The 21,970-nt window shown below is 68.0% G+C and carries 13 protein-coding genes and 1 pseudogene; 2 read left to right on the top strand and 12 right to left on the bottom strand.

All coding sequences use genetic code 11. The features are described 5' to 3' along the window. The first annotated feature begins 28 nt into the window (after positions 1–28). Positions 29–814 (top strand): annotated as a pseudogene (locus ABT118_RS09400) (IS5 family transposase). Between the two features lie 515 nt (positions 815–1,329). On the opposite strand, the gene ABT118_RS09395 reads toward ABT118_RS09400, so the two are convergent. From ABT118_RS09395 to ABT118_RS09380, 4 genes are all read right to left on the bottom strand, one after another. Next, positions 1,330–1,620 carry a hypothetical protein gene (locus tag ABT118_RS09395; protein ID WP_350646140.1) on the bottom strand — a complete coding sequence of 97 codons (291 nt, stop codon included), beginning with the start codon at positions 1,618–1,620 and terminating at the stop codon, positions 1,330–1,332. 34 nt (positions 1,621–1,654) lie between these two features. After that, the gene (locus tag ABT118_RS09390) at positions 1,655–2,017 is read right to left on the bottom strand and encodes a hypothetical protein (RefSeq protein WP_350646139.1); all 363 of its coding nucleotides are present in this window, start codon (positions 2,015–2,017) and stop codon (positions 1,655–1,657) included. A gap of 219 nt (positions 2,018–2,236) precedes the next feature. After that, the gene (locus ABT118_RS09385) at positions 2,237–2,680 is read right to left on the bottom strand and encodes a hypothetical protein (protein ID WP_350646138.1); all 444 of its coding nucleotides are present in this window, start codon (positions 2,678–2,680) and stop codon (positions 2,237–2,239) included. Positions 2,681–2,787: 107 nt separating this feature from the next. After that, the gene (locus ABT118_RS09380) at positions 2,788–10,257 is read right to left on the bottom strand and encodes a polymorphic toxin type 24 domain-containing protein (protein ID WP_350646137.1); all 7,470 of its coding nucleotides are present in this window, start codon (positions 10,255–10,257) and stop codon (positions 2,788–2,790) included. A gap of 509 nt (positions 10,258–10,766) precedes the next feature. Between ABT118_RS09380 and ABT118_RS09375 the strand changes: the two genes are divergently transcribed. Further along, positions 10,767–15,008 (top strand): ricin-type beta-trefoil lectin domain protein, encoded by a 4,242-nt coding sequence (locus ABT118_RS09375; RefSeq protein WP_350646136.1) that lies wholly within the window; start codon positions 10,767–10,769, stop codon positions 15,006–15,008. Positions 15,009–15,047: 39 nt separating this feature from the next. On the opposite strand, the gene ABT118_RS09370 is transcribed toward ABT118_RS09375, so the two are convergent. From ABT118_RS09370 to ABT118_RS09335, 8 genes are all read right to left on the bottom strand, one after another. Next, complete coding sequence (locus ABT118_RS09370; protein WP_350646135.1) at positions 15,048–16,106, bottom strand: phosphotransferase; 1,059 nt, start codon at positions 16,104–16,106, stop codon at positions 15,048–15,050. A gap of 32 nt (positions 16,107–16,138) precedes the next feature. Continuing rightward, positions 16,139–17,026 carry a CPBP family glutamic-type intramembrane protease gene (locus tag ABT118_RS09365; RefSeq protein WP_350646134.1) on the bottom strand — a complete coding sequence of 296 codons (888 nt, stop codon included), beginning with the start codon at positions 17,024–17,026 and terminating at the stop codon, positions 16,139–16,141. Between the two features lie 118 nt (positions 17,027–17,144). Next, on the bottom strand, positions 17,145–18,317 hold the full coding sequence (locus ABT118_RS09360) for a methyltransferase domain-containing protein (RefSeq protein ID WP_350646133.1): 1,173 nt from the start codon (positions 18,315–18,317) through the stop codon (positions 17,145–17,147). Then, the gene (locus ABT118_RS09355) at positions 18,314–18,865 is read right to left on the bottom strand and encodes a response regulator transcription factor (RefSeq protein ID WP_350646132.1); all 552 of its coding nucleotides are present in this window, start codon (positions 18,863–18,865) and stop codon (positions 18,314–18,316) included. The genes ABT118_RS09360 and ABT118_RS09355 overlap by 4 nt, the downstream gene beginning before the upstream one ends. Then, entirely contained in the window at positions 18,862–19,386 is a 525-nt protein-coding gene (locus tag ABT118_RS09350; protein WP_350646131.1) for a hypothetical protein, read from the bottom strand. The genes ABT118_RS09355 and ABT118_RS09350 overlap by 4 nt, the downstream gene beginning before the upstream one ends. Then, complete coding sequence (locus tag ABT118_RS09345; protein ID WP_350646130.1) at positions 19,383–19,853, bottom strand: LuxR C-terminal-related transcriptional regulator; 471 nt, start codon at positions 19,851–19,853, stop codon at positions 19,383–19,385. The genes ABT118_RS09350 and ABT118_RS09345 overlap by 4 nt, the downstream gene beginning before the upstream one ends. 287 nt (positions 19,854–20,140) lie before the next feature. Next, positions 20,141–21,103, bottom strand: coding sequence for a hypothetical protein (locus tag ABT118_RS09340; protein WP_350646129.1), 963 nt, complete (start codon positions 21,101–21,103; stop codon positions 20,141–20,143). A gap of 3 nt (positions 21,104–21,106) precedes the next feature. Next, positions 21,107–21,961 carry a thiopeptide-type bacteriocin biosynthesis protein gene (locus ABT118_RS09335; RefSeq protein WP_350646128.1) on the bottom strand — a complete coding sequence of 285 codons (855 nt, stop codon included), beginning with the start codon at positions 21,959–21,961 and terminating at the stop codon, positions 21,107–21,109. Between the last annotated feature and the right edge of the window lie 9 nt (positions 21,962–21,970).

The raw sequence follows: 21,970 nt of genomic DNA, 5'->3' as shown, positions 1-21,970 counted from the left end.
GTGTGACGATTCGTCCGTTGGTGATGGCGTGAGTGCGCCGTGGCTGGTCGATGACGAGCTGTGGTCCTTGATCGGGCCGGTCCTGCCCGCCTGGCCGGAACGGTCGCCGGGGCCTCGGCCGGTGGACGACCGGCTGTGTCTGCAGGGCATCCTGTTCGTGCTGTTCACAGGCATCACCTGGCAACAGCTGCCACCGGAGCTGGGCTTCGGATCCGGGGTGTCGGTGGACCGAAGCCGGGGTGTTCGACCAGGTCCACCGGATACTGCTCGCCTAGCTGAACTCGGCACGGCGGATCGACTGGACACGGGCCTGCATGGACGCCTCCCACGTACGGGCCAAAAGGGGGGTGCCGGGGTTGGCCCGTCGCCGGTCGACCGCCGCAAGTCAGGCAGCAAGCACCACCTGATCTGCGACGGCAACGGCACCCCGCTCAAGGCCATCACCACCGGCGGGAACGTTCCCGACATCACCCAGGCCCTCGCCCTGGTCGACGGCATCCCGCCCGTCTCAGGCCAGCCCGGCAGGCCGCGCAAGCGTCCCAAGTCCATTCTCGGAGACAAAGGTTACGACAGCCGGCACGTCCGCCGTGAGCTGACCCGCCGTCGGATCCTGCCCGTCATCTCCCGACGCGGCGAGCCCGACATCTGCGGCCTCGACAAGCTCCGCTATGTCATCGAGCAGACCTTCGCCCTGCTCCACCAGTTCAAGCGCCTGGCCACCCGCTGGGAACGCCGCCTCGACCTCCACGACTCACTCATCTCACTCGCGTGCGCACTCATCTGCTGGCGGAGGCTCAACAAACCGACACCGTGATCGTGTTACGAGCTCTTATGGGTGCAGCGCCCCATCTTCTGCCATTTTCAGGCTCCAGTGTCGGCTGTCGCCGACGGCTACATAGTCACCGATGCTCCGCTGCCAATCGGGCTCGCGGCTTCTGGGCTGGGTTGCCACAGCGCCGCAGCGGTGAGCCTGTTTGCGGTGGGGGCTGTTGACCGGGCTGGAGTGTGACGCTTCGGTGCCAACGCGCTCGCTGCTCGGATGGGGGCTCCGTCGCCCTTGATCCCCAGTTAAGCGGCTTCCGTAGGATGCTTGTTGAGGAGGCGCTCCTGGGGCAGTTCTCCTCCATTCAAGTATACCTCTGTCCACGGGAGTTGATTATTCGGCACATCGGCTGCCCATGTGGGGGCTGACGGTGGCTCATCTGCTACAGCATGCGTAATCTGGCCAGCGCCAGCTGGCCACAGGCTGTTCGTCACCATGGGACAAGAGTTGGCCTTCCAAAGGCAAGACGCCCTGCTGGATAGTTCTCCAGCAGGGCGTCCGCGCCGTCAGTCGACGTTCAGGATGTCCGCAAACCCCCGATCCGCCATTACTGACACTGTGTGATTGATTTCATCGCGAGCAACCCGTCGAACTACAACGACGTTCCTCGCAGAAAAATATCCAAGTCGTTCGATGTCAACGACGACGGCCTGCGACAGGCGAATTTCGTCGAAGAATGACACTGTATAGCTGTTCCCATCCCATGAAATCCTGACGCCATCAAGCCAGCCCTTATCCTCAATCTCAGACCAGTCGAATTCGTCAAAGTCCTCAGGGAAGGCAACCTGATACTCCAATTCGAACACCTCCTATATGACCGTCAGGCGGCACTCAGGGGCAACCAGCAGTCGGGCTGACCGCGCCGAGCTTGCTCTGAAACTCGCCGGGCGTCATGTTGACACCCGACTTAACCGCAAGTTCATAGTGTCCGGGCTTGCCCACCTGAACAGTCTCCAGGCCGCTCGGGATGTTGGAGGTGTCCACTGGAACGCCTACCCGCCCAAACTTCCCGAGCCAGTCGGGTTGCGTCGTCAGCGATATGCCGCGCCTGGGAATTACACACCCAGTCACCTTGTCGACCTTGAAATCGGTTCCCAGTCGCCCTTCGAACGAGAGCTGATCGCTTGGCTTCACTCCTCGATAAAAGATATCTCCGGATCCACCATCGTCATTGTGCACCATGATCGGCGTCATGCCGGCGAGTACATAGTACGTGTGGGGTTGGCGATAGTGAGGTTGTAAGCGGTGTGTTAGTTGCGGACAATCAGGGCCGCAGTCGGCCGTTCGCCTTCCGTCCGGAGGCTTGAGATCGCCAGCATGAGTTCAGGCCTTAGTGGTGACATCCCAGAGCAAAGCTCTCGGCGAACCTCGCCGCCCAGTGTCAGAGAATCTCTAGCTTTTAAGAATTCATGCTCAGCCTGCGGGACCAAGCACAGGATCAATTTCACTCAGCATCTCAATCAACTGGAGTGCCCCTCGAGACATCGCCTTATCAGATCCGTTCGCCAAGGACTGGCAGATCAAAGCCGCCGCATCTCGATCATCGACAAAGATTCCAAATACATTGACTACAGCCGAAAGAATCCATCGCTCGTGACTCGAGTCTGCTTCCGCCAATGCTGAAGAAACAATTTCCAGGCCCAACCGATCCTTGCGCCGAAGTACAGCTTCCGCCGTTTTCAAGGTGACAAAAGTGTCACCGGCGTCAAGAATTAGTGCTCGCAAAAACCCTGCGGCTTCGCTCACCTCGGCGAAGTTTGCAAGACCGCATCCAGCATCGACCCTATCAAGGTAGTCGCGGCTGCCCGCCAAGGCTCCCAAAGTCACGACGGCGGAATTCCTCAAGTCGCGATCCATCGGCAACTCACTTCCTTCACACATCCTGAACGAGCAGGAAACTAGTCTGGCCATGGATATTGATTCTCGCAATAGCCATGGCCGCGACTCCGGACTGCCTTAGGCGTCTATAGAATGCACCCTGTGGGCGGTCCACCGAAGGGTCCATCCCCCGGAAAGGCATCCCCGGTCTCATTGACAAATATCTTCCCACTGGGCGCAGGATTTACCTCGTACGTCTGCCAATGCGGCGTTTCAACTCCACGATGCGCCGCCCCAAAAAGATCGACGCGGTATCTGAGCCTCCCATTCTCGTCGTATACACCCCAGGCAGTAAGAGACCCGCCTGCATCTGGGTATCTTTTGAAAAATACTCCATTCGCAGGGCCCCCCTCTTTTGGTAGATGCCCCTTCGTCCATTCATGTGCATTATCCCAGGGATTATCCCCGGAATTGTGCACCAGAATCGGCACGCCGCCCGCAAGTACATAGTACGTGTGGAGCTGATCGATAGTTAGATTATACGCGCTCGTGGGCGGTGTCCTGTAGTTTCGGACGCTGATGATCTTCGTCAGCGTTCCGTCGGGCTTGCGGAGTGATTCGCCGGGCTGGAGGTCTGCTGCGTCGGTCCAGCGCTGGGTGGTGGCGTTCCAGTAGGGGTGGTGCTGGGTGGACGTGATGTTCTGGTCGCGGCCGCCGGTCTCGATGGTGAGATCGGTGAATTCCTGGTCGTGGGTTGCGATGATCGTGTCGAGGATGCGCTCGGGTTGAGTGATTCCGGTCTGCGGGTCGGTGGCCAGGACCTCGTCATCAGTCGTTAGCTGGTCGATCTCCTTCGTGGTGCCGTCGGCGAGGAGAACGAGGGTGCCAGCAGGGAAGCTGTTAGGGGCTTTGCATTTTCCGGCAAAATCCAGGAAACGGTCAATGGCACTCGCCCCCTTGCCGGCTCTGAGTCCCGCGCGAAGTTCTGCGGCTTCGCCTCCCCCCGCGAACTGCAGCAGGAAGAATCCCAGCTGGCCGGTGGCTTCGCCGGCGTGGCCATTGCTGTACCCGTCGTATATTTCGGCAGCATCGGAGAAGATCCCAATGCCCATGTTCACTGCAAAGAAGGGGGATGTGGGATTCGACACTATCAGGGTCTTGGCGGTGTCCAGGCAGGACCCCCAGGATCCCCCGATGCAGTGGTAGCCATCAGAGATGTACTTACTGGCGAAATCAAAGGCACCACTGACCGTGTCGACCGCCTTGTCGGCAAAGGCTTTCCCGGCATCTCTGAAAAATCCGCCGATTGCGGAAGAAGCCTTTTCCAAGCCGGTCTTCGTCTTTGGTTTGTATTCCATTGTGGGGTCGACGTCACCGACACCCTGTCCGCCGAGAGTGTTGTCTTTGGGGCAGCTGGGGGCGGAGCCGCCACCGCATTGGAGTTTCAGGCCGCTGGGGTCGCTGAAATTGATGGGGTTGTTGTTGCTGTAGGCGTAGCCGTTCCACTGTTGCGGGTCGGCGGGGTCGAGGATGGGGTCGGGGCTGATGAAACGCCCGGTGGTGGGTTGGTACTGGCGGGCGCCGAGGTTGGTGAGGCCGGTGGTGTTGTCCTTGGTGCCGTCGATGAACCCCTGGTTTCCGGCCCAAGCGGAGGCTTTGGGGAGGGTGTCGCGGGGGTTTCCGAAGGGGTCGGTGGGGCGTCGGGTGACGGCGAGGGTGGAGAGGTCGATGCTCGCGGTGTCGGTGCCGTGGTGGTCGGCGAGCTGGGCGACGAAGGCGCCTGGGGCGGTGCCGGCTCCGGTGCGGACGATGGTGAGTCCGCCGGGGATGGGGTAGTAGCGGGTGCCGATGAAGGTCTTGGCGTTGGTGTCGTAGACGAGTTCGTCGCCGCCGAGGTTGAGGGTGGTTTTGCCGGGGTTGCGGCGGATGAGCTGGTTGCCGTCGGCGTCGTAGAGGTAGGTGGTGGTGGCGGTTCCCTGGGTGGTGGAGGCGAGTTTGCCTTCGGTGTTCCAGGTGAGGGTGGCGCCGGCTGCAGCGTCGATGGCGTTCCAGGTGCTGCTGGACCACTTGCTCTGGTAGCCGGGGGCGTAGACGAGGAACAGGCCGTCGTCCTGGACGGCGGCGAAGTAGCCGCTGCCCGCGCCGATGGCGGTGTTGGAGGACCAGAGGACGTTCTGTGCGGTGTCGTAGACGACGAAGTTGCCGTCGTCGCGCATGGTGGCCTTGGCGCCGGGGTGGTTCGCGGTGTTGCTGGACCACAGGACGTTGCCGGTGCGCAGGGAGGTCAGAACGAGGTTGCCATCGGCCTGCATGGCGAGCTGGACACTGTTGGAGCGGACGTTCTCGCCGGATTTGATGACGTAGCCGGCCTTGAGGGTGCGGCTGTTCTTGGGGTTGGCGATCTTGGTGGTGTTGCCGGTGGCGTCGTACTCGTTGGTGCCGACGCTGCCGGTGGTCTTGGCGGTGAGCAGGGCATGGGGTCCGCCGGTGCCGCCGCCGGATGTGAGCGGCTGGGTGGGGGTGTTGACCGTACCGGGGGCTCCGAAGGTCTGGGTGGTGGTGATGTCCTTGGTGGTGTCACCGGCGGGGTCGTGCTGGGTGAGGGTTTTGCGGTTGCCGGTGAGGTCGTAGGTGTAGTCCTGCCAGTAGGCATTGGCACCGCCGACTGTGGTCTTGGACGGAGCGATCGCTCCGCTGGTGGGGGTGGTGTTGGTGCAGGCTCCCTGGTCGAGGGTCTTGTGCTGCAGCGGGTCGGGGGTGGTGATGGTGCCGGTGTCGGTCCAGGCCGTGGTCATGCGCCCGAGGGCGTCGTAGGTGAAGCACTGGCGGGAGGTGGCCGCCGGGTTGTTGTCGGGGACGTCGGTGATGGAGGTGATGGTGCCGGACGGGTTGTAGGTGTAGCTGGTCTGCTGGACGACGCCGGTGGTGGAGGTCTGCTTGTCCAGGAACAGTGAGCGCACGCGTCCGGTGGCCTGGTCGTAGTCGGTGGTGGTCACCACCTGCGAGGCCCAGGGGTTGATGGTGGAGCGGATCGGACGGCCGAACGCGTCGTAGGCCGTCTGCGCGTCGTAGGTTGTCGCGCCGCCGTAGGAGATCAGCTGTCCGTATCCGTTGTATGAGTAGCCGATCTCCTCGTACGGCAGGCCGCCGAGTGCCGGCTTGCTCACCTCCTTGAGGTTGCCGGTCGCCTGGTCGTAGGTGGCGCCGGCTGTGTAGGTGTAGGTGGTGCCGGCGGCTTGGCCGACTTCGGTGCCCGGGATGGTGACGGTGCTGCCGGTGGTGCGGTAGGCGTCGTCGTATCCAGTGACGGTGGTGGTGTAGGTCTGGCCGGTGATGCCGCCGACGTAGCGGGTGGAGGAGGTTGGCTTTCCCTTGGCGACGGTGTCGAAGGTCCACGCGGCGAGCTGCTTGGCGCCCGTCACCGTTCCGTCGTATAGGCCGGTCTTACGCCCCATCAGGTCGTAGGTGTAGGCGAGGACCTGCTGCTTGGCGTCGGTAGTAGTGGCAACCCGAGAGGCAGCGTCGTAGGTGCTGGTGGTGGTGCCGGTATCCGGGTCGGTCGCGGTGGTCTGGCGTCCCCGCAGGTCGTAGCCGTAGCTCCAGGTGTTGCCCATCGCGTCCACCCGGGTGGCCTGCTGGCCGGCCGGGGTGTAGGTGTAGCGGGTAACGGCCGCGTCCGTGGCGACTCCGGTCGTGGCGGGGGTGGTGTACTGCCAGAACTCGGTAGTACGTCCCCGGCCGTCGGTCAGGGTGGTGGTGGGCCAGGACCCCTGCGGCGGGACGATGTCGGTTCGGTCCGCTCCAGGATAGGAGGTGACGGTCTGGGACTGCTGGACTCCCTTGGACCACAGGGCTGTTGTGACGGGGCGGCTGAGGCCGTCGAACGTGGTTCGGGTCTGGGCCGGGATGTCGCTGTCGGCGGCCGCGAGGAGCGTTCCCGAGGGTGCGTTCTCGGTGTACCAGGGAGCGGTCTGGGAGCGGGCGCGTCCCTGGGAGTCGTAGCGGGTGTCGGTGACCATGCGGCCCGGGTCGCCGGGGCCGGCCGGTGAGGACTGGGTCTGCCGGGTGCGTCCGAAGCCGTCCAGTAGTGCCATCTGGCGCTTGTAGACCGGTGGTGAACCGTCTCGCGTCAGGCTTGAGGTGGTGACCGTCGACGGTGTGCCGGTCGTGTTGGAGACCGAGTAGGCGAACGTCTGGTTCGCGTTCGCTTGCGACGCCGGGGTTCGGCCAGCCGACCAGACCGCGGTTGTGCGGCCCAACGCGTCGTACGTGACGGTGACCGTCTTGGCGTTGGGGTCCGTGACTGTAAGAGGCAGCAGCCGGCGGGTGTCGAGGATGGTGACGGTGTTCCAGGTTGCCGCTGTCGCCGAGCCGGGTATCGGTGCGGCCAGCGTGATGGTGGTGGGCAGTTCACCCGCCGCTGCGGAGGTGTAGGTGGTGGTGGTCGTGGCACCGCCCGGGTGCTGGGTGTCGGTGCTGTTGACGTCTGTCACGGACCCAACCCGGCCGTAGGTGTCAAAGGCCGCGCTCGAGAGGGGGGCGAACACCGGAGCGCCCGCGCCGTCGTAGCGGTCGAGGACCTGCTGAGCGGTCGGGTTGGCGGTCTTGGCAGCCTGTCCGTAGGGCAGGCTGTCGTAGAACATCCTGGTCCGGGAGAGCGTGTTGGCCGCGGTTGCCGTGGCGGTGCAGGCACCGGGGCCCGAGACGGTCACCTTTTCGGCGAGCAGGTCGGTGCGCTGCGGGTCCGGGCCCGTCGCGTAGGCGGGTCGGGTGCACTGGTCGGGCAGGCCGTCGGCCTGGTCGAGTGCGGTGAGCAGGCGGTTGCCGTGGTCGGGGTCGGTGGTGGATGTCTGGGTGCTGGTGCGCCAGGTGCCGTCGCTCTTGCGGGCGCGGCTGGTGGTGGTGCTGGTGGTGGCGTTGTAGCGGGCCACCAGGTCAGGCAGGCCGCTGCCCCTGACGTGGGTGGCGGTGGGTTGTTCGCCGCTGGACTGGTTGACGGTCTGTGAGACGACGACCGCGCTGGCGGCGCTTTCGAAGGTCTCGGTTTTCAGTGTCTGGCCGGCGAGCCAGTCGACGTCGTTGCCGAGTTGGTCGGGCAGTGAGACGGAGCGTGTTCCTCCGGCCTTGCGGGCGTCGCCGTGCATGCCCTGGCGGTAGGTGGCGGTGCTCTTGCTCTTGGGGCCGTCGTTGCCGTCGCCGGTGGTGACGGTCACGGTGGCGAAGCCGCGGAAGTCGCCCCAGGTGCGGGACTTGGGGTCGGTGAACTCGCTGTCGTCGCGGTGCCAGGCGGCTGGCCCGTACGTGTAGGCGGTGATCTTGGCAGGGGAACCGGTGGCGAAGTCGTTCTCCGTGAGAGAGGCGACGGTGTAGTGGTTGAACCAGTCGAGCACCGGGTCCGCGCCGGGAAGGGAACCGGATGGGGACCAGCGCACCGGGAAGCAGGCCCTGGTGTTGTCGTCCTCGGCGGTCGGCATCACGTTGTTGATGCGCGAGCAGTCGCGAAGGTTGTAGTCGACGTTGAGGACGCCGCCCATCTCGTTCTTGATCTGCTGGATCCGCGGGCGGTTCATCAGCGGCGGCGCCGGCAGCAGGTCGGTGCCGTCCACCCGGTTGGGCAGCATTACGGGGACGAACGTGACCGGCGGTGCGGCGATGTTCGGAGCTGCGGTCTTGCCGGTGCGCTGCACGGAGTCCAGCCACAGTGCCTTCTGGCTGGTGGTGTCGCTGGGGTCGGGGAAGGAGTGCGTCAGGGTGTAGCTGTCGACGTCCTGCCAGGTGTTGTTGACCCGGACCTGGGTGGCGATGGTGGTCAGGCGCTTGGTGGTGAAGTAGGTGGGGCCGTAGTTGGTGCAGGTGCCGGTGGACTTGCACTCCTGGTCGACGGGGACGTCGGGCCAGTTGTTCTTGTTCGCGACGGTGCGGTTGGCGGTGTCGCAGGCCGTGCCGGTGGCCAGGCAGCGTTCGGCGACGGTGAAGTTGACCCGGGCTGCGGGCTGCAGGGCGCCCTTGGCCGTGATCTGGGCGTCGAGGAGTTGGCCGTAGTCGATGCGCTTGAGGGTGGTGGCGCGGGTGTAGGAGCTGAGGGTGCCGTTGCCGTTGTTCTGGCCGCCGCCGCGGGAGTAGAAGTTGGCCTCCGGCTCCCACGTGTACGTGGTGAGATTGCCGCGGGCGTCTACGACGTAGTCCAGGGACAGGCGCTGCCACATCTGGCACCACGACGCCTTACCCTTGGCCGCGTCGTAGCAGCGGTCACCGCTGTTGGGCGCGTAGACGGGCACCGTGGAGGCGGACTTGGTCTCCGGGTCGCTCTTGTCACCGCCGGGAAGGTGGTTGAGGCCGAAGTAGTAGACCGTGCCGGAGCTGTCGGTGACCTTGGCGTAGGCGCCGTTGTCGGTGCCGTTGGCGGCTCCCGTTCCGAACTCGACCTTCGTCCCGTCGTCACCCTTGAGGCGCCAGATGCCGGTGGCGTCGTCGGACGCGGCCGGACCCTCTGCGGCGCGTACCAGTGGTCCGGAGTGGGATCCGAGGGAGAGGGTGGCGTTGTACCCGCCCCAGCACAGGTCACCGGATCCGGTGATGCCGTTCTTGTCGCACGGTTTGTAGGTGCGCTCGATGAAGCCGGGGTTGTAGTCCCAGCCGTCACCGATCCAGGAGGCCTGCGCGTTGGTGGCCGACGTCTTGCCGTCCACCGCAGAGGAGTTGTAGCCCAGCGAAACACTGGGTGCGGGCCCGCCGAGGGCGGGCGGCACCTGAACGCCGTACCCGTAGGTCATGTTGCCGGACGAGTTGCCGGCGGCCCAGCCCGACGAGGCGCTCAGGCTGGTGGCACCGTAGGTGCCGCCTCCACCGGAGGAGCCGGTCTCCGCAGCGAGCAGCATCGGTACCGCTGCCGGGGCAGCGGCCGGCGCCGCCAGCGAGGCATCTGAGAGGGCTGCCTTCACCGCTCCAGGGGGCGGCGCTGAGGGCGACACGGATGCTGTCGGCAGTGTCACGTCGGCGATCACGCGCTTGGTCGCCGCGTCGTAGCGGGTGGCGACCGGGGTGCGGACCAGGCAGGCGGGGACCTCAGGGGTGGTCAGTGCACAGGCGGGCAGGGACATCAGGCGTCCGCGGACGGTGAACTGGCCGCCGGTCGAAGCGTCCAGTGCGGCGAGGTCCAGTCCCACCTCCACCAGCGCGGCACCGGCGCTAGCGTTCGCACCAGCGCCGGGGGCCGGGGTGGACCCGCTTGCGGACAGGGACAGCAGAAGGCCGTTGACGCCCGCCGCGTCGGCGGCCGGTTCGTCGGACTGGACCACCGTCACCGAGGTGACCGCGGACGCCGGGGTGTCGGTCTTGTTCTGAGCGGCCTGCTGTGAGGGCGGGGTGTTCACCCACACCGGCAGGTCTCCGGCCTTTGCCGGTGCACCGCCCACCTGTGCGGTCGCTGTCTCACGCTTCGCGGGGGCTTTGCCGGCCTGGGGAGTTGATGCCTTGGGTACCGGGTAGTGCGGGGCGATCTCGGCTGGTTTGGGGGCTTTGGCCGCAGGGGTTGAGGGCGTGCCTGGCAGGGCGGTGTTGGAGGGCTCCCAGATGCGGGAGAAGTCCGGCTTCGCTGCGGCGGCCTGCACAGCCATCGGCCCCAGGAGTGAGGCCATCACGGCCAGGCCCAATGGCCCGGCTATTCGCCTTCGGAACCCGACTTCCGTACGACTACTACGAAGGACTGACACTTGCATCTCCATAGTCAGGAAAATGACATGACGTGACGTCACTTTTGGCAACTGTGGAGCGGATCCTATGACATGAAGGGGCTCGTCTGCAGTAGGTATAGATACTGGCAAGGACTTGACTGTGGTTCAGATCACTACCGCATTAAAGCTGCTTCCCTCTCCAATCAGGACAATCGTCAAATAGTGGCATTGACCCTCCGTCAAGGCCCTGGAAGCGTACGGAGAATCCCTGCGAGTCCAGAGTCAGGGAACGAAATGATTACGAGGATCGCGTGCGCTCCGCCAAACTCACTTATTTGACACAAAGTCAGCAAGTATCCGATCTCCGCTCTCAGCCTTCCAGGCAGTGGCTCCGGGCTGGATCGGCGGCAGCCGTAGTGTCCCTGGCGGCAGGCCTGCTCACCCTCGCCCCGGTGCCTGCCCAGGCCGACAGTGCCGCCGACTTCCAGCAGGCGGTCCAGGTCGGGGACGCCAAGCACGCGGGCGAGAACCTCAACCCCCGCCCGGCGGACACAGCCGTCGCCGAGGCGAAGCGAACCGGCAAGGACGTGCCGATCCCCGAACTGACGGACGAGTTCAGCACGTCGGTCGCCACCCCGGCCGGCAGGATCCGCCGCGACCAGAACCTGGAGGCGCAGCGCACCAGGCGGCCTGACGGTTCGTGGGCCGCGCTGGACGACACGTTGGTGCGCGCAGCGGACGGTTCGCTCGTGCCGGCGGCGGCGAGTGAGAAGTTGGTGGTCTCTGGTGGTGGCGTGGGGCCGCTGGCGACGATGACCACGCGGGACGGCAAGCAGCTGTCGGTGGGTTCTCCCTTCCCCGGTCCGTTGCCCGCGCCGACGGTCAGTGGCAACAGTGCGCTGTTTGCCTCGGTTGCGCCGGACGTCGACCTGGAGGTGACGGCGACCAGGTTCGGCGGCTACACGACGGTTCTGGTGCTGCACACTCCTGCTGCCGCGGCGAACCCGGCGGTGCGGGCCCTCAGCTTCCCGACCGTGTCGAAGGGTCTGGAGCTGTCCTCGGCCGCCGAGGGTGATCTGCGGGCCTCCAGTGGCGGCGAGACGGTGTTCACCGCTCCCACCCCGAAGATGTGGTCGGCTGCGGCGCCGACCACCGCCGGTGGTGCGGCTGCGGCGAAGTCCCTGAAGGGTGCTGCCGTTTCGGCTCTGAGCGCTCCTGCAGTCAATGCGGGCGCCTCCGGCTCGGCGCCGGATGTGCCGAGCAGCACGGACGGGCCCGGCCCGACGGCGACGGTGGCGGACATCCCCGCGTCCGCGAGTGCGGATGTGAAGGGCGTTGGTGTGATCCGGCTGTCGCCGAGCCCCGAGCTGCTGGACGGGGTGAACACGAAGTACCCGATCTACGTGGACCCGGTGTGGTCGAACGACGCCCGGGGCAAGAGCCACCACGCGTGGGTGATGCAGGCGCACACCACCGCGGGGAACTTCGACCGCACCGGTGCGCAAACCCGTGACCATCCCGGTGTCGGCTACAACGGCTGGGAGGCCCCTTACGGCGCGGAGCGGTCGCTGTACGAGTTCAACCTCAACGGCTACCTGAGCACCACCGTCATCAACTACGCGAACCTGCACATCTCGCAGAGCAGTTCCTCCGACTACTCCTGCACCGCCGGCTACCCGGTGAACCTCTACCGAGCCGCCGCCTTCACCGAAACCGTCAACTGGAACAACTACACCACCTACGAGTACGTCGACGGCAAGACCAGCGTCCCCGGCAACGGCCAGTCCGGCTGCCCCGGCGAGCTCGGCATCGACTTCAACGTCACCGCCCCGATGCGCAACGCCCTCGCCGACGTCAACACCCCGCTGGCGTTCGCGCTCGTCGGCAGGGAGGGCACCGGCGACAGGAACGCCCTCAAGCGGTTCAGCTACACCGCGATCCTGTCCACCGAGTACGACCACGTCCCGCTGACACCGACCGACCCCGCCGCGCTGCCGAGCCCCCGGCGCGTCACCGCCCCGAACACGGACGCCTGCTGGAACGCGCCGCTGTCCGAGTACGGCTGGGTGACCGACACCGGCACCACCCTCACCTCGGTGGTCAGCAGCTACAACCAGGCCCAGCTCACCGAGTTCGTCAACATCTGGGACAACTCCGTCTCCGGTGCACCCAGCGTCAACTCCGGCTGGTCGGGCTTCGTCCCCAACGGCAGCCGCGCCTCCTACACCGTGCCCCGCGGCACACTCAAGGACGGCCACCACTACGGCTGGCAGGCCCAGGGCGACGACGGCCTGATCCGCGGCCCGGGCACGGCCGTGTGCCACTTCGCCGTCGACACCACTCCGCCGATCGCCGCGTTCGGCACCTTCACCGACCCGGCCACCCAGTTCCCGCCCGCCGGGAACGGCCAGATCACCAACCTGCGCCTGGGCGACACCGGCCGCATCCCCTTCACCGCGTCCGACCCCAGCCCCGGTGCCGGGCTGCTCAGCTCCGGTCTGGCGTGCGTGCGGTGGAGCTACGACCCGCAGATGACAACCAACGAGCAGGTCTGCAGCAGTGGTGGTGCCCCGCTGAGTATCAGTGAGATCACCACCAAGCCCACCCACTGGGGCACCAACATCCTGTACGCGCAGGCGTACGACAACGCCGGGAACATCTCCCAGACCCTCTCCTACGCCTTCTACGTCCCCTGGGCCCCCGGCCCGGTCGCCTTCGGCGACACCACCGGCGACGCCCGCCCCGACATCCTCCTCCCCGACACCGCAGGCAACCTCGTCACCCACGGCCGCGCCACCGACCCCGGCAACAGCAACGTCCCCCCCACCGGCACCGCTGCCCCCGCCGCCCAAGCCCCCGAGGCCAACAGCACCTGGAACGACTTCCACACCACCCACCGCGGCTCCCGCAGCCCCGGTGACAACGCCGACGACCTGTTCGTCCACCGCGACGGCGGCTCACAGCTCTACTACTTCCCCAACAACAAGACGGACCTGGGCCGCTTCTCCCTCAATGCGGCCACCACACTCGACCGGCCCAACTGCACCGGAACGTGCACCGGCTACCACCAGGACAGCGGCTGGCAGTTCACCACGCAGATCACCCCGATCGGATCCACCAGCACCACCCGCACCCCCAGCGGCAAGTTCCCCGACGCCACCGGCATCCTCACCGTCGAGTCCGGCAACCTCTGGTACTACCCGCCGAAGAACAGCGTCTCACTGCGCGCACCCGTCCTGGTCGCCACCGGCGGCTGGGACAACCGCGACCTCATGGTCCCCGGCAACACCCTCAACATCGGCACCGACACCGCCCCCTCCCTGTGGGTGCGGGACCGCGGCAACGGCAACGTCTTCCAGTACGCGCTGACCACCGCGGCACGCACCGACGCCCTCGGCAACTACACCGCCGTCACCGCCGTCACCGCCAGCCCCGCCACTCCTATCGGCACCGACTTCTTCGCCACCACCAACCCTCCGGCCAACCCCCTCGCCTTCCCCACGATCGGCGCCGACGGCGACCAGACCGACGACGGCATCCCCGACCTCTGGGCCCTGGACGCCATCGGCAACCTCCACGTGTGGCCCGGCATCGCCACCAACAAGGCCGTCACCGGCTTCACCCCCGGCCACCACCGCGGCACCACCCAGGCCCCCGCCGCACAGTGGAAGCTCAACGACGCCGCGGGCCCCGCCGTCGCCAACCCCACCACCTACAACGCCGCCAACAGCAACGTCACCTTCAAGAACAGCACGGTCGACGGCCGCTCCACCAACGTCGCCGAGTTCAAGAGCACCGGCGCCACCCTGACCACCAACAAGCAGGTGGTCGACACCCGGCAGAGCTTCACCATCAGCACCTGGGCCAACCCCGACGAAGCCGGCGGCATCCTCGTCAGCCAGGACACCACCCACGCCAGCAGCTTCATGCTCTGGAACGAAGGCACTGGCACCGCAAAGCTCTGGCGCTTCGCCCTCGCCAACGCCGACAACGACCTCTGGCCCTACGACTTCACCCAAACCGTCAACAGCTCCGCCTTCACACCGGCGGGCAAGTGGGCGCAGCTGACCGCAAGTTACAACGCCGCCACCGGGCAGATGAGCCTGTACGTCAACGGCACCCTCGCCGCCAGCGGCTACCACAACGCGGCCACCAGCCCCGCCCCCAGCGGGAACCTCGTCATGGGCCGCTACAGGAACGCCAGCGCCCCCAGTCCCACCTTCAAGGGCAGCATCAGCAACCTCGCCGTCTACTCGGGTGCCTCCGCCACCGCCGCATCCACCACCGCGATCCGGCACGCCGCCAGCAACAACTGCCTGGATGTCCCCGGCAACGACACCAGCCAGGGCGTCTGGCTCTACACCTGCAACACCAGCCCCGCCCAGCAGTTCACCCTCAACCCCGCCACCGCCACCATCTCCGCCGGCGGCAAGTGCCTGGACATCAACGGCGGCGGCACCGCCAACGGCACCGGCGTCAGCCTGTGGACCTGCACCCCCGGCGCCTGGAACCAGACCTGGCTACCCCGCGCCGACAGCAGCCTCTACAACCCCGTCTCCGGCCGCTGCCTCGACCTCCCCTCCAACAACACCACCAACGGCACCCGACTCACCATCTACGACTGCAACAACACCCCCGCCCAGACCTGGAGCCTGCCCACTACCACAACCCCCGCACTCCCTGTCAACCCCTGACAGACAACTGAACCAGCAACGCCACAGAGCCTGGCCCTATCAGCACAGTGGGGCCCGCGGCACGCCGCGGGCCCCACGCTCTTTCATTTGGGCATGCCAGTGGATGAGGCCGACACATCCTCCCGCCGCCCCAGCCCTGCAGAAGATCCAAAACCGCGTCCGAAAGGAGTGGAATATCCGGGCCGAGGACCAGCGCCACGGGTAGGCGAACCGGGGATCTTCCTGGTTTCGGAGGCACATCAGCCGGTATGCCGCTTCCTCGGCCCAGTCCAGGGCGCGGAGGGAGGCTTCCAGGGCGATGACGACACCGACGGCGGCCCGAAGGGGTGCGAGCACCTGCGCGTACGGCCGCCCGCCGTGCACGGTGGTGACGTCGGTTCCGTACGCGGCACAGAACCGGTCGTAGCGCCTGGGGGCGTCGGAGAATCCGTCGCGGATCCAAGCGCGGAACGCCAGGTCGTGGAGGGCCCAGCCGACGGCGACGTACTCCAGGTCGAGCAGCGCGAGCCCGGCTCTGGTGCGCAGCAGGTTCTGGTTGGCGAGGTCGCCGTGCAGCACGACCGGCTCGCCGGGCCAGTCGGTGGACTCGAACAGCTCGCCTGCTGCCTGGAGATGGCTGGTGAGCCAGTGCCGGTCGTCCGGATCGAGGACGTGGTCGGGCAGTTTCCGGATCCGGGCCAGCAGGTCGGCGGCCGGGTCGAGGCGGGGCAGGCCCAGGTGGTCGGGGACGGTGAGGGCGTGCAGGCGTGCGAGCAGGCGGCCCAGTTCCTCGGGAGGGACCGGGCCACCCATGCCGACGCCGAGGTCGTGGGTGAACGTGACCAGGTGGGCTCCCACCTGGATGGGCCGGCGAGTGCCGGCCGGGCGGGTGGTGAGGATGCCGTTGTCGTCCAGCCACTCGGCGGTCAGCACCTGGCGGATCACCGCGGCCTGCTCGGTCCCGGGCGTGTGGATCTTGGCGATCACCGAGCCTCCAGGGGCGGCGTTCGGCATCCGCACCACCCAGTTGAGGTTCTGCTGAAACAGGTGCGCCCCGCGGGTGTCGAACCCCCGGGAGGCACTGGCGGCCTCCAGGGCGGTGAGTACCGCAGGGGTCATGGCAGGTGAGGCGGGCATCTCGTGGTGAGGGGTCATCGCGTCAGCCCGTCCAGGATGTGCACGATGTCGTCGCGCAGGTCCGCTGCCGCGTGCACGACGACCAGGAGCAGCAGCAGACCGGTGCGCCGGTACAGCAGGAGGAAGACGACCCCTAGCAGCGCGGTGGGCAGTGCCGCCCAGCCGAGGTACCCGTGCAGGGCGACCCGCGTGCCCACCGACAGCAGGTAGATCCAGCCGACAACCCATCCGGCGCGGTCGGCCAGCACGGTGACCGCGCCGACCAGGAGCAGCTCTTCGGCGATGACGGTCCAGAGCGCGGCGATCAAGGAGGTGAGCGGTCCGGTGATGCCGATGGCTTGGTCCTGGGCTGTGGCGTATATCCCTGCTGGGTCGTCCATGATCACGGCCATCTGCGCCTGCACGAACAGACAGGTGACCACGGCGATCGCAACGGTCGCGGCGACGGTGACGAGCTGGCGCGACTCGGAGATTCCGGGTGTGGGGCGGTCCAGGAACTGCCGGGGCGTCAGGCCGTTGCGGCGGACGAGCACGAGGGCGAGCCAGGTGACCAGGGTGGTGACGCTGGCCACCGTCACCGGTCGCACGCCGGGGTGCGTGATCAGGGCGGCCTGGGCTATCAGCGCCGTGGAGCTGAGTGCGGTGAGCAGGAGGGAACACCACCAGGCGGAGGGTCTGGCGAAGAGGACCCGCCACACCGTGGCGGCGAGGATGCTGATCAGCCGCAGCACAACGTCGGCCACCCGCTCACCCGGGACGGGGTGGCCTGCGCGAACGAGCGCGTCCAGGGCGACGGACACCGTGGTCGGTCCGACTGCCACCACGAGCAGCCCGGCCAAGTGCCAGCCGGGGGTCGCCAGCGGCGGGTTGCCGGCGACGGGGTGGGAGGTGACGGTACTCAACTCTGCTTCCTCGCTACCTGGTTCTCAATGTGACGGGTAGACAGCGGGGGCGTCGGCTCGAAGCCGGGCCCAGGGGTTGCGGCCGTTCGGTGGGGTGTGATGAGCAGCCGCGATGCGGTCAGGGCCACCACGGTCCCGTCCCCGGGAATGGGGTCGGGGGCACGGTCGGGGTAGAGGCGGAGGCTTGGCGGTTGCCCGGCGTACTGGCCCAGGGCGCGGCCAACGAGAGCAGGTCCCGGGCGAGTTCGGAGCCGCCCGGGCCGTGGCCCACCGCGCCGACCTCCCAGCACGGCACGCCCAGGCGGGCGCCGTGGTGGAGGCGGCGGGTCAGATACGCCAAGCTCCTCCCGTCCACCAGGGCGGGACTGCTGCGCCCGCTGGCCGGTGCCGGGCGGCGGTGGTCGTAGGTGGCGCGCATGCGGCCGACGGCTGCCCGGCCGGAGGCGAGGTGGATGGCCACGTCGTCGAGGGGCTGCCCGGCGCCAACGGTCACTCCGGACCAGAGCGGATCTCCCCAAGCGGCCACCGCCCTCTGAGCCGCAGCGGCTTCGGCGAGCTGCTCGGGAGGGAGGTACAGCAGTACCTCGCCGTCGGCGCTGGCCCGCACCTCTTGGTCTGCGCCGCCGTTGGCGGCCGACGGCCATACAAGCGGCGGGGTGTCCCCGGGCAGCCAGACGTCGGCGGTCATCCGGTCGCCTTCGTGGGTGAGGCCGGTCAGGCGGGTGTGGCCGTGCCAGCGCAGCGGCATCACGAGCCGGCCGCCGGGCCGCAGCAGGTCCCACCAGGCCGATGGGATGCCCGGGAGGCTCCCAGTGGCCACGATCCTGTCGAACCCGTTGTCATTGAAGGGGAGTTGTCCGGTCGCGTCGGCGTGGAGGACGCGTACGCGGCTGTGACCGGCTGTGGCCAGCAGCAGGCGGGTGCGGTCGGCCAGCTCCTCGTCGCGCTCGACGGCGACGACCTGCCCGCGTGGACCGGCAAGGGTGTCCAGGACAGCTGCGGTGATCCCGGGTGCAGCTCCGACCAGCAGGATCCGCTGACCCGGCTCGATGGCCGCCAGCTCCGCGAGCTGGGCCTGCACCCCGGGCGGAGTCGTTGAGCACACCACGCCCTTGGAGCCCTTCTTCACCATGATCGGATGTGGGTCGTAGGCGGCTCGCGCGGAGCGGCCGGGGACGAACAAGTGCCGTGCCACCGCTTCCATCGCCGCGCGGACCGGGGCGCTCAGCAGCGCTCCAGGCACCAGCCGGCGGCGCGGGCGCACTGGCCGCTTCGGCAGGGCGGCACTCATCGCTGACCGCCGGTCGGGTTCGGCCAGTTGGTGAGTTTGTCCACAGCCGCGTAGGCGACCGTCTGCCAGCGGCTGTGCGCGCCCATTTCCTCCATCACCTCCTGCACGTAGCGGCGGGCGATGTTCAGCGACACGCGCAGCTCCGCGCTGATCTGCTGGTTCGTCATTCCCCGGCTGAGGCAGTCCAGAGTGCCGAGGTGGCGCTGGCTCAGCGACCGGTTGCCGGGGCGGGGCGGGCGCTGGGCGGTGATGTCCTGGTCGCTCACCAGGTCCCGGGAGCGGGCCGTCAGGATCGCCTGCCCGATGTCGTCGGCGCCGAGGCGGAGGGTGATCGCCCTGCTGGTCCTGCTGATGGTGTTTTCTGACAGGTGAAGCTCGGTCGCGGCCTGGCGTACCGTCAGCCCCTTGGCCAGCACCCGCAGGACCGCCGTCTCCCGTTCGGTGAGCTCCGGCGGGATGCCGGCCTCGACGGGCGGCGGCTCGGGGGCGCTGCGGACACTCGGCTGCGAGCCGGCGACGGTGAGCAGGCCGCTGACGGTGGTGGTCATGAACTCCTCTTCTCAGCAGGGCCGGTGACGGCCCGAGAGGTGGACGGGCAGGGCGGGAGCTGGGTCCGGCTTCGTCGGTGGAGCCGCGAGAGCCAGCCGGGCAGGGCGGCTTCGAGCAGTTCGGTGCGTCTGCGGGGACGGCGGTGGCTGGTCCGGGTGCGCGCGGGCGGCTCCAGGGCCGGGAGCCGGTGGAACAGGGTCGCCTCCACGAGGGCCGGCGTGGTGGGGACTGCGGGCATGGAGCGGGCGCTGCCGACGAGCAGGTCTTCCCAGAGCAGGTCGTTGAGGCGGCTGATGCAGGACGCGCAGGCGAACATCGGTGCCGTGGCGGAGGCGACGGTGACCGGTCCGATCCACAGGACCGGGACGTGATCGCGTCCGCAGTACAGCCAGCACCGGCCGGTGGTCCACGTGTTGCCGTCGTCTGGTAGCGGTGTCTCGGGGCGGTCTGCGCGGGCGAAGGCGGCGATCCCGGGGATGACCATCCGCGCCGGGAGGTCGGCCTCTGTCGGCCAGGTCATGCCGCTGTCTCCCGGGTCGCTTCGGGCAGCGTCCCGGGCGGCCAGGCTTGGGCCGTCGTCACCAGGCCGCTTCGGACCGCGAGCAGGAGGCCCTCGTGCCGGGTGCTCGCGCCCACGCACCAGATGGCCGATCTGGCATAGCCGCTGACGGTCCCTTCGGCGATGCCCAGGCGGGTGCCTATCTGCGGGCAGGTGAGTCCGGCTGCCATCAGGGTGAACACGTCCCTCAGGCGGGGGGCCAGGTGCCGGCCGTCCGATCGGGCGGGCGGGAGTGCGTCCGCTGGCATCACCGTGAGGTGGATCGCGCGCAGGATCGCGGTGGTCCGGTCCGCGGCGCCCAGGCGCCGCGCGGCCGACAACGCGTGGACGGACACCTGTGCTGATGTCATCGCCAGGCGGCCGGCCACCTCCTCGTTGGTGAGGGCGCCCGCCAGCAGCCGCAGCACCCTGACCTCGCCCGGCGTCAACCCGGCTGCCGCCGCTCGGAGTCCGGGGGTCGTCGGGACCTGCCGGTCTGCGGGCCGTGGCGTGGGCGTGGGTGCCCGGGTCGGTGGTCATCGGGGTCTCCGGAAGGCGGGTGTCGAAGAGGAGGCGTTGAAGAAGGGGGGCGGGTCAGCGGAGGAGGTTGCGGGTGATCACGCCGGTGGTGCGGTGCAGGGCGACGCTCACCTGGCGGCGTTGTTCGCCGGTCGCCCGTGGCGGCCGAGTCCGGCCTGCTCGACCGTGTCGGTCAGGGAGTGCTGGTGGAGTTGGCTCAGGCGCGCGAGGACCAGCGGGTGGCGCAGGATCTCGCGGGCGGTGTAGGCGTCCGGGTCCTGCGTGGCGCGCCCGGCGGTGAGGCGCGCTGCCCGCTCGGCGAGATCGTGGTCACCGGTGGCGGCAGCCAGGTCGGTGACGGCCAGGCCGAGGCGGTGTCGGTGAGCGGGTCCTGCGCCCGATCGGTGTGCTCGAAGCGCTCCAGCATCGCCTCCCCGGCGTCGGCGGCGGGGCGGCCGGCGGCCAGAAGGCACAGCACGGTCAGGGCCGCGCCGACGGCGTGCTCCCAGGGCCGTTCGTGCGGGGTCCGGGTCAGGAGGTCCAGGGCGCTTGCGGTGTTGCCGCTGGTGGCGGTGGCGATGACGGCGACTTGGCGGCCGCCGTAGATGCGGCGGGCGATGCCGTCGCCTCGGCGCAGGTGGGCGTGGGCATCCAACCAGCGGCCGGGCCCGGACCAGGGCACGGGCCCGTCGTAGAGCCGGATGTTCTCGGTCCGCTCGCACACCTCTCTGTGGTCGAGGTCGGTCGCGGTGAGGCCCGCGAGCACAACCAGGTGGCCGTCCAGGACGGTGTCAGTGCGGGTGGTGACCGAGTCGGCCAGGAGGTTGAGGAGTTCGAATGCCGTGTCGCCGTCGTCGTACCGGATCTTGAGGCTGGCGAGGTTGACCAGCGGTTCCAGGGCGAGGTTGGCGAGGGTGGAGTTCAGCGGCTGGGCCGCGAGGTAGAGGTCTGCATGGTTGCGGCACAGCTGCTGGGCGTCTTCGGGCTGTCCGGTGTCGGTGGCCAGCAGTGCGGCGAGGTTGTGGACGGCGGAGGCGTCGCGCGGGCTGTTCTGTTCGTCGGCCTGGCGGGCGAGGTCGGTCAGGCGCTGGACGCGCTCGGCCAGGGACAGGGCCCGGGCGCGGGGGACGAGGGGAAAGCGGCGGATCGCGTCGGCGAGCGGTCCGGTGGCGGGGTGCACGGGTTACTCCTGGTCGAGGATGACGGCGCTGGCGGCCGCGGCATGCAGGGACTGCTCGTTCACGCTCAGGCCCAGGCGGTTGAGGTGGAACAGCACCAGATGGGCGGTGACGGCGCGCAGTCCCCGTGCCAGTCGGCCGTCGAGGGTCAGGGCCGCGAGGCCCGAACCTGCGGCCGCGTGGTCGGCGAACCATGGTTTGCAGTAGGCGAGTTGGCCCGATATCAGTCGGGATCCGGGACTTGATTCGACGCTGATGAGGCGTCGGGCGGAGGCCCGCAGGGCGGCGGTGGGCACCACAGTGGGGGTGCGGTGGTCGGCGACGGTTGCCCATACGTCACCCTGCTCGTACCAGTCCAGGCCCGCTCCGCGCATCAGCGCGGTGGCGAGAAGTAGAGCCAACTCCCTGCGCTGGTAGCCTTGTTCGCCGCTGTGGACGGCGTGGAGGTAGGTGAGGGTGTGGTGGCTGTCGGTGTGGAAGTGCCGGTGGGCGACCTCCATGCCGTCGGGGCCGCCGAAGGCTCTGGTCTCCGGCTCGTAGATCACCTGCCGCCACCCGGCCAGCGCCCGGTCGGCCAGTCCGGCCCGGAGCAGGGTGGTGACGGCTGCGGTCGCCGCCTCGGCGTGCCGGGAGGTGGGTGGCTGGTAGCGCAGGCGCCACCGCTCGCCCTTGCGCAGGAAGTGCCAGGCGGTGACCACCCCGGCCGTTTCCAGGGCGGCCATGCCCGGTCCGAGGCGGGTGGCGGCGAACTGCTCGGCGAGCACGCTGGCCGGGTCGGCGATCAGGAGGTGCTGCTGGAGCCAGGGCGGCGCGGCCGGTGCCTGCGGCATCGTCGGCCGGGTTGTGTCGGTGCGGGTCATGTCGGTTTC

The sequence above is a fragment of the Kitasatospora sp. NPDC002040 genome (assembly GCF_040296785.1).
Lineage (GTDB): Bacteria > Actinomycetota > Actinomycetes > Streptomycetales > Streptomycetaceae > Kitasatospora.
Note: the sequence above shows the minus strand (reverse complement) of the source record. Positions and strands in the feature narration are given on the sequence as shown.

Bases quoted from the DNA above. Each gene is read 5' to 3' on its own strand.
- ABT118_RS09390 (WP_350646139.1), bottom strand. From the start codon at position 2,017: ATGACGCCGATCATGGTGCACAATGACGATGGTGGATCCGGAGATATC.
- ABT118_RS09385 (WP_350646138.1), bottom strand. From the start codon at position 2,680: ATGGATCGCGACTTGAGGAATTCCGCCGTCGTGACTTTGGGAGCCTTG.
- ABT118_RS09380 (WP_350646137.1), bottom strand. From the start codon at position 10,257: ATGGCTGTGCAGGCCGCCGCAGCGAAGCCGGACTTCTCCCGCATCTGG.
- ABT118_RS09370 (WP_350646135.1), bottom strand. From the start codon at position 16,106: ATGACCCCTGCGGTACTCACCGCCCTGGAGGCCGCCAGTGCCTCCCGG.
- ABT118_RS09360 (WP_350646133.1), bottom strand. From the start codon at position 18,317: ATGAGTGCCGCCCTGCCGAAGCGGCCAGTGCGCCCGCGCCGCCGGCTG.
- ABT118_RS09355 (WP_350646132.1), bottom strand. From the start codon at position 18,865: ATGACCACCACCGTCAGCGGCCTGCTCACCGTCGCCGGCTCGCAGCCG.
- ABT118_RS09350 (WP_350646131.1), bottom strand. From the start codon at position 19,386: ATGACCTGGCCGACAGAGGCCGACCTCCCGGCGCGGATGGTCATCCCC.
- ABT118_RS09335 (WP_350646128.1), bottom strand. From the start codon at position 21,961: ATGACCCGCACCGACACAACCCGGCCGACGATGCCGCAGGCACCGGCC.